General features: G+C 46.3%; 14 protein-coding genes. 10 read left to right on the forward strand and 4 right to left on the reverse strand.

Annotation, left to right across the window (positions count from 1 at the left end; genetic code table 11):
* Positions 1-9: 9 nt before the first annotated feature.
* The 6 genes from CIB36_RS05180 (at position 10) to CIB36_RS05210 (ending at position 5,504) form a co-directional block, all read left to right on the forward strand.
* Positions 10-1,071 carry a baseplate J/gp47 family protein gene (locus CIB36_RS05180; protein WP_093988471.1) on the forward strand — a complete coding sequence of 354 codons (1,062 nt, stop codon included), beginning with the start codon at positions 10-12 and terminating at the stop codon, positions 1,069-1,071.
* Positions 1,072-1,082: 11 nt separating this feature from the next.
* Entirely contained in the window at positions 1,083-1,571 is a 489-nt protein-coding gene (locus tag CIB36_RS05185; RefSeq protein WP_093988472.1) for a hypothetical protein, read from the forward strand.
* A 93-nt stretch (positions 1,572-1,664) separates the two neighbouring features.
* Positions 1,665-1,922: a hypothetical protein gene (locus CIB36_RS05190; RefSeq protein ID WP_093988473.1), complete on the forward strand. Its 258-nt coding sequence runs from the start codon at positions 1,665-1,667 to the stop codon at positions 1,920-1,922.
* A gap of 332 nt (positions 1,923-2,254) precedes the next feature.
* Complete coding sequence (phoU, locus tag CIB36_RS05200; RefSeq protein ID WP_093988475.1) at positions 2,255-2,896, forward strand: phosphate signaling complex protein PhoU; 642 nt, start codon at positions 2,255-2,257, stop codon at positions 2,894-2,896.
* A gap of 278 nt (positions 2,897-3,174) precedes the next feature.
* A complete protein-coding gene (locus CIB36_RS05205; protein ID WP_093988476.1) occupies positions 3,175-3,843 on the forward strand; it encodes a winged helix-turn-helix domain-containing protein in 669 nt (222 codons plus the stop codon).
* A gap of 5 nt (positions 3,844-3,848) precedes the next feature.
* A complete protein-coding gene (locus CIB36_RS05210) occupies positions 3,849-5,504 on the forward strand; it encodes a sensor histidine kinase (RefSeq protein WP_093988477.1) in 1,656 nt (551 codons plus the stop codon).
* 31 nt (positions 5,505-5,535) lie between these two features.
* Here CIB36_RS05210 and CIB36_RS05215 read toward each other — a convergent pair whose 3' ends face one another.
* From CIB36_RS05215 to catA, 4 genes are read right to left on the reverse strand one after another with little or no spacing between them, the layout of a single operon-like run.
* Positions 5,536-6,156 carry a VanZ family protein gene (locus CIB36_RS05215; RefSeq protein WP_093988478.1) on the reverse strand — a complete coding sequence of 207 codons (621 nt, stop codon included), beginning with the start codon at positions 6,154-6,156 and terminating at the stop codon, positions 5,536-5,538.
* A 25-nt stretch (positions 6,157-6,181) separates the two neighbouring features.
* Complete coding sequence (gene ade, locus CIB36_RS05220; RefSeq protein WP_093988479.1) at positions 6,182-7,927, reverse strand: adenine deaminase; 1,746 nt, start codon at positions 7,925-7,927, stop codon at positions 6,182-6,184.
* 37 nt (positions 7,928-7,964) lie between these two features.
* Positions 7,965-8,720: a type I 3-dehydroquinate dehydratase gene (gene aroD, locus CIB36_RS05225; RefSeq protein WP_093988480.1), complete on the reverse strand. Its 756-nt coding sequence runs from the start codon at positions 8,718-8,720 to the stop codon at positions 7,965-7,967.
* Positions 8,721-8,731: 11 nt separating this feature from the next.
* Complete coding sequence (gene catA / locus CIB36_RS05230) at positions 8,732-9,382, reverse strand: type A chloramphenicol O-acetyltransferase (RefSeq protein ID WP_093988481.1); 651 nt, start codon at positions 9,380-9,382, stop codon at positions 8,732-8,734.
* Positions 9,383-9,537: 155 nt separating this feature from the next.
* Here catA and rlmD point away from each other — a divergent pair, with 155 nt between their 5' ends.
* The 4 genes from rlmD (at position 9,538) to CIB36_RS05250 (ending at position 14,206) form a co-directional block, all read left to right on the forward strand.
* Positions 9,538-10,902, forward strand: coding sequence for a 23S rRNA (uracil(1939)-C(5))-methyltransferase RlmD (rlmD, locus tag CIB36_RS05235; protein WP_093988482.1), 1,365 nt, complete (start codon positions 9,538-9,540; stop codon positions 10,900-10,902).
* Between the two features lie 7 nt (positions 10,903-10,909).
* Entirely contained in the window at positions 10,910-11,767 is an 858-nt protein-coding gene (locus tag CIB36_RS05240) for a GIY-YIG nuclease family protein (protein ID WP_093988483.1), read from the forward strand.
* Positions 11,768-11,934: 167 nt separating this feature from the next.
* Entirely contained in the window at positions 11,935-12,642 is a 708-nt protein-coding gene (locus CIB36_RS05245; RefSeq protein ID WP_093988484.1) for an ABC transporter ATP-binding protein, read from the forward strand.
* Complete coding sequence (locus CIB36_RS05250) at positions 12,635-14,206, forward strand: hypothetical protein (protein ID WP_093988485.1); 1,572 nt, start codon at positions 12,635-12,637, stop codon at positions 14,204-14,206. The genes CIB36_RS05245 and CIB36_RS05250 overlap by 8 nt, the downstream gene beginning before the upstream one ends.
* The last annotated feature ends 60 nt before the right edge of the window (positions 14,207-14,266 follow it).

Below are 14,266 nucleotides of genomic sequence, written 5' to 3' on the forward strand. Positions count from 1 at the left end.
GGAAGAAGAATGACATATCAGTTGATCTATAACAATTTGAAGCAGACTTTTGAGGAAGAAAGCGGATATCCAGTACATGATGATTCTGATTTAGGGATCCGGATGCAGGTGATTGCCGGGGAATTATTCCATCTTTCCGAACAGATTAGCTTCTGCGAAAAACAAATGTTCCCTCAGACTGCAACCGGGGAATATCTGGAACGCCATGGCGTGAGCCGGGACTTGTATAAAAAGAAAGCGACAGCCGCAACAGGGATTTTGCGTTTTTCCCGTTCCAGCGCCGCCGCGCAGGACATTGTGATTCCGGCCGGGACGCTCTGCACCAGCTCTTCCTCCGGCGGGGTGATGTATGCCACCACAGAAGACGGCGTGATTTCCAAGGGCGCTACCTTTGCGGATATTCCTGCCGCCGCTTCGGAAAAAGGCGGGGAGGGAAATATCCTGAAAGGAAAGATTGATACTTTGGTAGGCACGGTTGCAGGGGTGAGCAGTGTGACGAACCCGAACAATTTTTCGGGCGGGATGGAAGAGGAATCGGATCAGTCTTTCCGAAAGCGTTTGCTGGATTCCTACATTAACCCATCGAATGGCGCAAACGCCAAGTTTTATCAGGAATTTGCATTGAGATATGAACGGGTGATGTCGGCAAAAACGGAATACCAGTCTAGCGGGAATGTGCTGAATCTTTATGTATCTGATTATTTCCGGATGACAGACGATGATCTCATCCAACAGATTCAGGATGACCTGAAAGCAGAAAAGGAGTTAAATGTCAACGTACAGGTAAAAGCGGCGATACCTGTGAAGCAGGATATAGAGGTGACCGTTTATGCAAAAAACAGCCAGAATACCGGTATGAAGCAAAGTCAAGTGATTTCCTATCTTCGTCAAAAGACGTATGAGCTGGGTGTGGGAGAAGCATTTAACCCCTATTCGATCGCGCATGATATTGCAGAACAGGTAGACGGGATCCTGTCTATTTCATTTGTACAGCCGTCAGGATTAGTAAAGGTATCGGCGGGACAGATCATTTCCCCGGGTAATATGAGCGTCACAGTGGAGCGGGGATAAGGAGGAGTATCATGGGTTCTTTTCAGCGGATTTGCCGGCTCTTAAAGGATACCGGGTTTTATAAGCTACGGGGAAACAGCTTGGTGGAAGCGGAGATGAAAGCATATGCCTCGGTTTTAGAGGAACTGAGCACACAGCTAGAAAGGATATTGGAATACTGCTTTCTGGACTCTCCCGATAATCTAAGGCTATCTTATTTTGAAGATTTATTTGGTTTGGCGATCGATCCCCAGGACGATGAACAAACAAAGCTGGACAAGATCCAGCAGATGAAAAAAAGGTTTCAGGTACACAATACAGATTTTTCTAAAGCTGCGGTCACAGAGCAACTTCGCATGGGCGGCTTCACTGCGGATTTGACAGAAGATCCAGACAGCCGCGAAGTGCAGGTCGTGATCACACAGGACCGCGGTTATTGCAGTACCAAAGCGGACAAAGAGATGTGGATCCGCAATGCAATGCCTTGCCACGCGACACCGAAAATTATTGAAAAAATTTAAAAAAATGCTTGACAAATGGGGAATCATAGCATATAATATAGAAAAAGAACAAATGTTCTTTTTGAGAATTTGCAGTAATTGAGGTGCAGAAAAATGAAAAAAGTGATGATGTTTCTTACATTTTTAGGATTTATTTTTTTGGCGGGGGCAGTTGGCGCATATGATCAGGATAGCTTTACCTTTGGTCAAACAGCAGTACAATGCCTGATCGGCTGTTCTTTGATGGGGGCAGGCGCTTTTGGAACACGTGTTGTCAAAATGCTGCATAGAAAAAAACGGCTTCGCCGCAGATATGAAAGGATCCGCACCATCTGTGATTATGAAGCACAGCAGATGCGGCGCACAGCCTAAAGTTAGAGGATATGGATCTATTAGATAAAGTGGAAAGAGCAGACAAGCCCCCTCCGATAATACCGGAGGGGGCTTGTCATTTCAGTTATCCTTTGATTTTACATAGATTTAACAAAAACAGGATTTTGCACTTTACCTAGTACCCTTATGATAAAGACATACAAAAACTTTGTAAAAGAACAAGGGTTCTATCCGGTGAAAACCGGGTTGAACAAAACATCTGGAACGCAACTTCCCAATCTCTCTGAGGACAGGATAAATCTCCGGGCAGCAGGTCTGTCCGGAGATTTTGTGGGGAAAGCATATAACGCAAAACGGGAGGAACAAATAAAATGCGCATACACTTTGAAGAACAATTAAAAAGACTGCATGTGGAACTGATCAAAATGGGGAGCCTGTGTGAAGAGGCGATCTCTCTTTCAGCTAAGAGCTTGGAAACGCCGGGCAAATACTTTTACGACAAGGTAAAAGAACTGGAGATCGCGATCGACCAACAGGAAAATGAGATAGAAAGCATCTGCATGCGTTTGCTATTGCAGCAGCAGCCGGTCGCAAGGGATCTTCGGAATATTTCCTCCGCTTTAAAGATGATCTCCGACATGGAGCGGATCGGGGATCAGGCGGTCGATATTACAGAAATCGCGCCGTTTATCTCCCAAAGCCAGCCAAAAAGCAAGGTGCATTTAGCAGATATGGCGCGGATCGTTGTAAGCATGGTAACGGACAGCATCGAAGCCTTTGTCAAAAAGGATTTGACCCTGGCACAGCATGTTATGAAAACAGACGATGAGGTAGACGCGCTGTTTGATCGGGTGAAGGAAGAAATTACCGACCTGATCGCACAAAAAGATACCGACGGGGTTTTACCGGTAGACCTGTTGATGGCGGCAAAATATTTTGAACGGATCGGGGACCATGCGGTGAATATTGCAGAATGGGTAGAGTATTCTATCACCGGGGAACATAAAAAATAGGATTCCAGATCGTTTTATGGTATAATAGCGTTAAACGGGTCGTTTAACGCCCAGAAAAACGGCTGTCAGAACGAGGTTCTTTCCCGCCTAGCGGCGCCGCCGTTTTTATCACGGAAGGCTTGCGGGCATCATAACGGGGAAACGGGTCGTTACATGTCCGGGAAAATGGATCTTAGAACGAATTTTACCGTGCTTTACAAAAGATTTGCAGCACGCGACAGATAAAAGGGCCATAATTGATTTGGCTGAACGTTAGTGGAAAGCAAAGGAGGAAGCTCATGATCTACTTAGTAGAAGATGACGGCAATATCCGGGAACTGGTTACTTACACCTTTCATACTCAGGGATTAGAGGCGGAAGGATTTGAACGTCCCTCAGAGTTTTGGGAGGCCATATCCCAAAAATTGCCGGATTTGATCTTGCTTGATATTATGCTTCCTGAAGAAGACGGCCTGAGTATTTTGAAAAAGCTGAGGAATACTTCCGCTACCCAAAGGATCCCGGTGATGATGCTCACTGCCAAGGGGAGCGAATATGACACGGTCTTGGGGCTGGACAGCGGCGCTGACGATTATGTGGCAAAGCCGTTTCGGATGATGGAATTATTGTCGCGGGTCAGGGCGTTGCTGCGGCGCACCAGGGAAACAGATTCCGTGCAGGAATACCGGATCGGGGAGCTTTATGTCTGCCCGCAGAAACACCAGATCACTGTGTCTGGCCGGCCGGTGGTTTTAACGCTCAAAGAATTCGAGCTGCTCTGCCTCTTACTGGAGCATGAAGGCATGGTGTTCACCCGCGCTCAGCTTTTGGACCAGATCTGGGGCTATGCCTTTGACGGGGAAAGCCGGACGGTGGATGTCCATATCCGGACTTTGCGCCAAAAGCTGGGAAAAAGCGGCGCTCTGATTGAAACGGTGCGGGGCATTGGGTATAAGATAGGGGGCTGAACAACGTGGTAAAACGAATTTTTCGTTCGGTAGTTCTGGTTGCCGCCTTGGTCTTAGTAACAAGCCTTGTCTGCATCATGGGGGTATTATACCAGTACTTTAACGGACAGTTCCAGAAAGAATTAAAAAGCGAAGCTGCGTACCTTTCTGTAGGGGTAGAACAAAATGGAACTGATTATCTGACGCAGATCAACGACCATGAAAAGAGGATCACCTTGATCGCGGCCGATGGTACGGTGCTGTATGACAATACTGCGGACATTGCCCAAATGGAGAACCACCGTGACCGGGAAGAGGTACGGGAGGCCATGGAAAACGGAAGTGGGAAAAGCAGCCGTCAATCTAGTACCTTGTCGGAACAAACTTATTATTATGCGCTTCAGCTTTCGGATGGGAATATTTTGCGGGTATCCGGGACCCAATACTCCGTTTGGAGATTGCTGTTTGGGCTCCTTCAGCCGATTGCAATCGTTTTCGCGGTAGTTTTGATTTTGTCCGCAGTTTTTGCAGACCGTGCGGCAAAGAAGATTGTGGAGCCGATCAACGCATTGGATCTGGAGCGTCCGGACGAATTGGAGGGGTATGATGAGCTTTCTCCATTTTTCGTTAAGATACGCCGCCAGAACCGGCAAATTCAAAAGCAGTTAAATGAGGCAAAACAAAAACAGAAAGAATTTTCCATGATCACCGAAAACATGCAGGAAGGCTTTTTGGTAATTAACCAGCAGACAGAACTGCTTTCTTATAACTCCAGTGCGATGAGGATCCTGCAAAGCCCCGGTGCAGGAGAAGGGCAAAGCGTATTGGAACTCAATCACAGCGCGCCGTTTCGCAACACGGTGGACCGTGTCCTATCCGGAGAGCATCAGGAAACGGAACTGACGCTGGAGGGAAAAATTTACCGGCTGATTGCAAATCCTGTGTGGCGGCACGATCAAATCAGCGGTGCGGTACTGGTTTTATTGGATGTGACTGAACAGGTGGAACGGGAAGATTTACGCAGGGAGTTCACGGCGAACATCTCCCACGAGCTGAAAACGCCGCTGACCTCCATTTCCGGTTTTGCGGAGATCATGCAGCAAGGCTTTGTAAAGCCGCAGGATATTGAAAAATTTTCCGGCAATATTTTTACCGAATCCCAGAGGCTGATCTCTTTGGTGAATGACATCATCAAGCTTTCACAACTGGATGAGGGCTCTGTGCCCTATGAGCCGGAAGAGGTGGATTTGTTTTCTTTGGCCGGTCAGGTAGCGGCACGGCTGGAGGCTTCTGCCGGTCAAAACGGCGTGAACATGGCGGTGGAAGGGGAGCCCGTTTTTGTGAAAGCGGTGCGCCCTATTCTGGAGGAGGTACTGTATAACCTGTGCGATAATGCGATCAAATATAACCGCCCGCAGGGAAAGGTGACGGTCATAGCCAAACAAAAGGATGGAAAGCCCTTTGTTTCTGTACAGGATACGGGGATCGGTATCCCGGCAGCAGAGCAGGGCAGGGTGTTTGAACGGTTTTACCGGGTGGATAAAAGCCATTCCAAAGAGATCGGCGGCACGGGGCTTGGATTGTCTATTGTAAAACATGGTGCGGCCTATTTAGGAGCACAGTTAACCCTTCAAAGCCGACCTGGAGTGGGAACGGTTATTTCTTTGAGCTGGGATCAATAAAAAACAGCCAGGATTTTTTCCTGGCTGTTTTTTATTTTGGGGAACTGCGCATGTTCCTTTTTTGGATCGGCAGTTTTAATTTTTGAAAGATCAGGTAACCGAGATGGATTCCGATGACATATAACAGAATATCAAAGCTGTCAAAGAAACCAAGCCGGAACACTATCTGGATCACTTCGATCAAAAGCGACAGGCAAACCGAAAACAGAAGTAGCTTGAGGTAGGGCAGTTTTTTTACAAAAAAACCGATGGGAATGAAAACGAGCAGGTTTAATAAGCTTTGGATCAGCATCTGCCGGCCGGAAAATGCATCGAACAGCCCGGTAAGGGGATTGAAAACAAAGACGCGCTCGGGCAGGGGATAACGCATAAAAAGAACAATTAGAAGCATCGCGAAATACAAGACACAGAGGAGGAAAAATAAAAAATAGCTGATAGCCCGGTTGATGATCAGCTCGAAAATGACTGTACATCCAACAATACTGCCTGCCAGGCAAAGAATGGATACAAAATACTCAGCTTTGGAGGTGGAAAAGTAAGGCAGCCGTTCCATAAGAAAGCAGGAATAAATAAAATACCCCACAATGATCCCCAAAACGATTGGCAAGACGCGGTGCAATAGGATCTGTGAAAAATTTTTCGTGTTGTTCATTGTTGTGACTCCTTATATCTTTACGTCACGACAAAGTACTGTCTGCATTGTTTGGCTGTGGTTCTGTGTTTTCCGGCTGTGGCTGGAACGGAAGGTATGAAAAGCTTTGGCTGTCGAAGATCCCGCGGTTGGTGATCCTTACCTCCGGAATCACTGGCAGGGAAAGGAAAGACAGTGTTTGGAACGGGTCAAATCCTTCCGGGATTCCTATTTGCCGTGCGGCCCGGATAAACTGGGCAGTTTTTTCCTGCACAAAATCGGCCGTTTGGTCGGACATCAGGCCGCAGACTGGAAGCGGAACCTGAGCCAGCACATTCTTTCCCTGCACTGCGGCATATCCGCCTTTCTGCTGTATCAGGATCTGGGCGGCCAGAAGCATTTCTTCGTCTGAACTGCCGATCACGATCAGGTTGTGCGAATCGTGCGCAACGGTGGAAGCGATTGCGCCTTGCAGGGAAAATCCCTTTACAACTCCGATCCCAGAAACGGAAAGGCCGCGGTGCCGTTCCAAAACAGCGATTTTCTGGTAGATGCTGTCGGCGATAAATGCTCCATTTTCGTGGGGCAGTTCTTCAAACCGAAGCTTGGTGTTGATTTGGTGGGGGATCAACTCAATGACTGGGTATTTCCCAGCTTTACAGGGGAGACGGAACAGACCGAGGGATAGCGGCTGGGTGTGGACGGTATCGCCCAACTGTTCCGGGACAGCCGAAGGGATGGGGGAGGTGCGGGCGACCTTTTTGCCGTGATAAAAAACGGAGTCGATTTCAACTTCAAATAGGCTGTTCAAAATGACAAGGTCAGCAAAATATCCCGGAGCCACAGCACCTGTGGCAGATAACCCGTAAATACGGGCAGGGTTCCAGGTGGCACAGCAGTATGCCGTGATCGGGTCGACTCCCAGCTGGATCGCTTTGCGGATGTGCACGTTCATGTGCCCCTCCCGCCGGATGTCCTCCACATGGCGGTCGTCGGTGCAAAAAGCGATCCGATCAAAATCAAGGTGATGATTCAGCGCTGCCTTGACCACTGCTTCTAGGTTTTTGGCGGCGGAGCCTTCCCGTGCCAGAATCGCCATCCCGGAACGGAGCTTTTCCACCACCTCTTCTTCCTCCGAGCATTCATGATCTGTATGGATCCCCGCAAGCAGGTATCCCTGCAACCTTTTTCCCTTTATACCAGGCGCGTGGCCGTCAATGACCCTGTCGGAGAATTGAATCAATTTTTCCATCACTTCGGCGTCGCAGTCAAGCACCCCCTGATAGTTCATCATCTCGCCTAATCCCAGCACCTGCGGATCTGTTTTTAAGGTAAGCAGATTTTGGGCGTTTAATCTGGCGCCGCTGTCATCGAAGCCCGTGGCGGGAACACAGGAGGGGAGCATAAACAGAAAATTACAGCTGGCTTTTTTGGCGTTTTGCATTAGAAATCGGATACCATCTAAGCCTGCCACGTTGGCGATTTCATGAGGATCGGCAAGTACTGTCGTGGTACCCCATGGCGCAATTTCTGCGCCAAACTGCTCGGGCAGGAGCATCGAGGATTCAATGTGCAGATGGGCGTCAATAAACCCGGGGACGATAAATTTTCCGGTAAGGTCCAATTCTTGTACGCCTTCATACTCTCCCAGTCCGACAATGATGTCCTGACAGATCGCTACATCGGCGCGGATGAGCTCCTTGGTAAATACATTGAGGACCACTGCATTTTTTAAGACCAGATCTGCGGGGGTTTCTCCGGTGGCGGCACGCATCATAGCTTGGGTAAACATCGTTTGTTCGCTCCTTTCCTGTGTTGGGTATCAAAAATTATTGATGAAGCTGTGTTAGGATTTCTTTTAAAAGGACGGAGGGTAGCTGTCCCGGCGCGGAAGCCTCCTGTGCGGTGCCAAAGGTCAGAACACTGCCAAAGGTTTCGCCGCATATCCGGCTAACAGCCCCTAGTTTTCCCATGGACATGGTGATAACAGGGCTTTGGTAACGGGTGGTATAGGTTTCGGTAGCTTCTAAAAGCGCCAGTACGTCTTTTGGAGAAGCGGGCATTACCGCAATTTTAGGAAGGTCTGCCCCTAAGGTACGCATCAATTCCAGCCGGTGTAACAATTCTTCTTTTGGCGGGGTCATTTGAAAGTCATGATTTGATACCACAGCTATTTTGCCATACTGGTGTGCTGTTTCAATGATTTTCAAAACGGTATTGTTTCCCATAAACAATTCTGCATCCACCAAATCAACATGTCCGGTACGGATGACACGGCAGTTAAGCGCACAGTATTCCTGGGCGGTGATAGCTGCCTGCCCGCCCTCCTGCTTGGTGCGGAACGTAAATAAAATTGGGGTGTTCTCCAAACGCTCCCGCAGAAAAGAAAGCGTTTCTAACACTTTGGGAATTTGGGAAACCTCTTCAAAAAAGTCCACCCGCCACTCCACAAGGTCAAAGGCCGCATTTTTTAAGCAGTCGATTTCCCTGGCAAGCTCCTCTTTGTTCTTTCCCATGAGGGGGATACAGATTTTGGGCATTCCTTCGCCAAAGATAAGATTATTTCTGGTAACGATTTGTTTCATAGTATTCCTTTCTATTCCGGCAGTGAAAAATAGTCGGCCCACGCTTGAAGCTCGTTTGTCAGCCGGGCAGTATGAAAGCCGTCGCAAGCAGCGTGATGGACCTGAACGGCAAGCGGCAGCAGGATCTTTTCCCCGGAACGCTGATATTTTCCGATCGTAAAAATCGGTGCAAAATGATTATATCCATGCTGTATATTCAGGTGAAATTCTGTGAAAGAGACCCACGGGATACAGGAAATAAAGAATTGGTTCGGAATATCCGGCATCGGGGAAAAGGCAGTGGGCTGATCGCCGTACCGAACCAGATTCTCCTGATATTGCCGGAGAAAAGCAGACAGGTTTTCCTGATATGGCGTCCAAAGGGAAGAAAAGGTTTCTGTTTTTGGATGAAAAATCGTGTAATTTGGGTGTACCACATCGTAATACCCTAAGCGTCCCAATTCGTCCAGCGCCATACGAAATTCCTGATGAGCGTTGACAACGCGCGAGATCCCATAGATGATAACAGGATAAAAAGGAAACCCCTTTTCCTTGATTTTCTGGAGCATGTGAGTCATGTCCAGCGTAACTGTCATACTATAAGTACAAGGAACAGCCTGACGGTAATGCCAGTAGTGCTCCTTGCGCGGATATTGCTCCAGATCGATCCGATGAAATTCCATAGGCTCCCTCCTTTTTGGTGCTTTTTTCTATTATAAGATAAAAATAGATTTTTGTTAAGGGGGAATTTCAAATGATACGGCACAGCTTTCTTGCATAAATACGGCAAACATAGTATACTTAAAAAACAAAGGACAGAGAAGAAAGGAACGTCGGCATGGCAGCTATTCAAAAAAATAACAGTTACGAGGCCGTGATTATAGGAATGACCTCAGAAGGAAACGGGGTAGCCCGGATCGACGGATTTGCTGTGTTTATTCCCAATACGGCGATTGGGGACAGGGTGAAATTTAAGGCAGTCAAAGTATTGGCGCACTATGGATACGGGATCGTGGAAGAAATTTTGACTCCCTCTCCGGACCGAATCGAAAACGATTGTCCGGTTTTTGAACAGTGCGGCGGCTGTTGTTACCGCCATATCTCTTATGAAGCGGAATGCCGGTTAAAACAGCAGCAGGTGCAGGATGCGTTTGCCCGTCTTGGCGGGATCACACTCCAACCGGAAGAGATCGTTGGCGGAAAGGAAGCCAGTGCCTACCGGAACAAGGCGCAGTTCCCAATAGGGTTGAACAGCGATAAAAAAGCAGTGACTGGTTTTTTTGCCAGCCGGAGCCACAGGATCGTAAAAAGTGACAACTGCAAGCTGCTGCCTCCGCTCATGAATGAAATAGCCAGAGATGTAGTGCGTTTTATCAATAAAAACAAGCTGAAAGTATATGATGAAAAAGCACATACCGGGGTTTTCCGGCATGTGTATCTGCGGTATGCAAAAACCACCGGACAAGTTATGGTATGTATTGTATCCACAGCGCCGAACCTGCCCAAAGAAGAGGCTTTCGTTCAGTTTTTAACATCCCGTCATCCCAAAATCCATACGATTGTGGTAAACCACAATCCTCACCGCACTAATGTGATTTTGGGAGAAGGAGAGAGGATCATCTATGGGGATGGGGTCATTACGGACACGATGTGCGGCGTGACGGTAGAAATTTCTCCCAAAGCATTTTATCAGGTCAACCATGATCAGGCACAAAGGCTGTATGAGCAGGCGATCGACTATGCCCAGTTGCGGCCGGACGAAACTTTATTGGACTTATACTGTGGGATCGGTACGATTGGGCTGTCTGCGGCTGAACGGGTAAAGCTGTTGATCGGGGCTGAAATCATTCCAGAGGCAGTGAAAAATGCCGAAAGGAACGCTTCTTTAAACGGCTTCGAGAACACCCGGTTTCTCTGTGCGGACTGCTCAGAGGCGGTAAAAACACTGGAAACAGAGGGTATGCAGCCGGATGCGCTGATCGTTGACCCGCCGCGCAAGGGCTGTGCTCCGGAGGTGCTGGATACGATCGTCCGTTTTCAGCCGTCGAGGGTAGTGATGGTATCCTGTAACGCATCCACTGCGGCAAGGGATTGCAAGTATTTGGAGGAACGCGGATACCGGGTGGAAAAATACCGACCGTTTGATTTATTTCCGCGGACAAAGCATACAGAGGTAGTTGTGCTAATGATAAAGGAGAAATGATGATTAAATGGTAAGAGGGAAAACTATTCGACAATTTTTAATAGATGGGATTACTACTGGACGATGGGTAAGTGAACTTTCTAATTGGACAGGTAAAGCCTATAAAATTCCACGCACCTATATCAACAAATGTGATGATAGAAAAGACTTAAATAATACAGGCGTATATTTTTTATTTGGGGTAAATGACGATACAGACAGTCAACAGGTTTATATCGGCGAAGCAGAAAATGTTTTAAATCGTATTAAAAAGCACGTTGTAGAAAAAGAATTTTGGAATGAATGTGTCATATTTATTAGTAAAGATAATAATTTAAATAAGGCGCATATAAAGTACTTAGAGAACCATTTATACATACTGGCAAAAAATAGCAATAGATACGAAATTTTAAATTCTAATATTCCTACAGAATCTTCTATATCTGAAATGGATCGTGCTGAAATGGATGAGTTTATTGATAATATGCGTTTGATTTTAAGCGTTTTAGGACATAAGGTATTGGAAACTCCTATTGATGATACTTTAAAAAAGAAAAGTGAGCCAGTATTTTGTATACAAGGTCGTACAGGCACTAAAGCAAAAGGAAAGCTTACTGCAGAAGGGTTTGTAGTGTTAAAGGGCTCAACAATTTCAAAGGAGGTTGCTTCGTCGTTATCACCCTCTATTTTAAACAAACGCCAACAGTTGATAGACCGGGGAATTATAAACGGACAATTGGAATTTACACAGAATTGGATTTTTACAAGCCCATCACTTGCGGCTGGTATTATTATGGGGTATAGTATCAACGGACGTACTGCTTGGAAGAATTCTAAGGGGATTTCGCTAAAAGATTTAGAACTACAGGCACAACATTTACAATAGAATTAAAAGAATTTTGATTTTTATATTTAAGACAACTTACAAAAAGGGATGGCAACCAAACGGTTTCCATCCCTTTTTGTAAAGAATAAGAAAAAATTAAGAAATCCCCCTAGTTTTTCAGGGCGGGATTTAGTATACTATGGTCAGAAAAGATACAGGAGGACAATATGGAATTAGTAATTGAAGGGTTATCCAAATATTTTGAAAAAAAGGAAGTGCTTCGGGATATTACATTCCGTTTCCAGAAAGGGAAGATTTACGGGCTTCTGGGCAGAAACGGAGCGGGGAAAACCACCCTGTTTAACTGCCTGAACCGCGATATTAAAACAGACGGCGGGGATTTTTACATTGACGAAGCCGGACAGCGCCGAGAAACGACAGCGGATGACATTGGGTACGTTTTGTCAACCCCTACCGTTCCGGAATTTTTAACGGGAAGAGAATTTTTAAAATTTTTTATTGATATCAACCAGAAAAATATCCAAGATCTTAAAAGCATCGATGAGTATTTCGAGATCATCAATCTGGCGGAAGAGGACCGGGATAAGCTGTTAAAAGATTATTCGCACGGGATGAAAAATAAAATGCAGATGTTGGTGAATATTATCGCAAAACCGCATATTCTGTTGCTGGACGAGCCGTTAACATCGTTGGATGTTGTGGTGGCAGAAGAAATGAAACAGCTTTTAAAGACCCTGAAAGAGGATCAAATCATTATTTTTTCCACCCATATTATGGAATTGGCCTTAGATTTGTGTGATGAGATCGTTATTCTCAACCATGGCAAGCTGGAACTGGTGGATCAGGAAAACTTGAACAATGAGGAATTTAAAAACAAAATTATTGACACTCTGCGGGAGGAAAGCCATGCTTAATTCGTTTCGGATCTCCTTTTCGCTGAAAAATACATACCGGGTCAACAGTATTATTTATTCCATCAAACAAATCCCGATTTTAAAGCGTTTCTTACCAGATACCTTATATAAAAATCTGGGGATCAAGATTTTTGCCATGATGCTCAGCGCCGTGTGGGAACTGATGACCGCTTTTTTGGGGAAATTCCTTTATATTGCATGCATGATTTTTTTCATGCTGTCCCTTTACGATGCGGACGATCCGGATATATTTACCCATATTTTTGCCTGCCTGACGGTCATTGGCGCGGTGATGAACACCTACATGTTTGACCCTACCAATGACAAATACTATGCGATCTGCCTGATGCGGATGGATGCGAAAAAATACACACTGTCCAATTACCTGTATGCAATACTGAAGGTTGTGGCAGGATTTTTGCCATTTACACTGTTGTTTGGGCTGTTGTCCGGTGTTCCGCTGATCACCTGCTTGCTGATGCCCTTTTTTGTGGCGGGTGTCAAACTGATTTCAGCGGCTTATATCTTATACCGATATGAAAAATATGAGAAGGTAATGAACGAAAACCTGCCTGCCAAGGTGATCTGGAGCCTTACGGGGATCATGCTGGCAGCCGCTTATGTGCCGCCTTACTTTGGGTTTGTACTGCCGAACCTGGCGTTTTTGCTTCTGGCAATTCTGGTGATATTGGCAGGAGGATTTTGCCTGCGCTATATTTTCCGGTTTCAACAGTACCGGGAGATGTATCAAATCCTTCTGGCTGACAAAAAGAACGGCACCAATGTAGATGTAAAAAAGATCACTGAAGAGCAGACGAGAAAGATGATCATCCAAGATGCCTCGATCACCAGCAAGAAAAAGGGGTATGAGTATTTTAATGAGTTGTTCGTGAAACGCCATCAAAAGCTGTTATGGCGTGCGGCGAAACGGGTAGCTGCAATCTCTGCCTTTGTGGTTGCAGGCTTGTTGGCTCTTGTTCAGATAGAACCCAAGGCTGCGGAAGTCATCAATGGGCTGATGCTGCGCTATCTGCCGTACTTTGTCTTTATTATGTACTTGATCAACCGCGGTACGGCTATTACCCAGGCAATGTTTATGAACTGCGACCACAGTATGCTGTCCTATTCCTTTTATCGCAAGCCCGAAACGATTTTAAGGCTGTTTGCAATCCGCCTGCGCGAGATCGTGAAAATCAATCTTTTGCCGGCTTTTGTGATTGCGGCAGGCCTGCCTTTGATTTTATTTTTTTCCGGCGGGACAGAAAACGTGTTGAATTACGCGGTTTTATTTATTTCTATCCTTTCCATGAGCGTTTTCTTTTCTGTCCACCACCTGATTTGTTATTACCTGCTCCAGCCCTATAACGTCAACACGGAGATCAAAAGCAGTACCTACCAGATCGTAACTTGGGGGACCTATATGGTGTGCTGGCTCTTTATCAATGTAAGGCTGGATACCTTGGTATTTGGGGTCAGCGTGACGGCGTTCAGTATCCTTTACTGTATCATCGCCTGTGTTCTAGCCTATCAATATGCGCCGAAAACCTTTAAACTGCGCGCCTGAGAACAAGCCAAAATAACTCCATGGGAATTTTTCTGTGGAGTTATTTTAATATTATTTTTA

Source organism: Massiliimalia timonensis (assembly GCF_900186585.1).
Lineage (GTDB): Bacteria > Bacillota > Clostridia > Oscillospirales > Ruminococcaceae > Massiliimalia > Massiliimalia timonensis.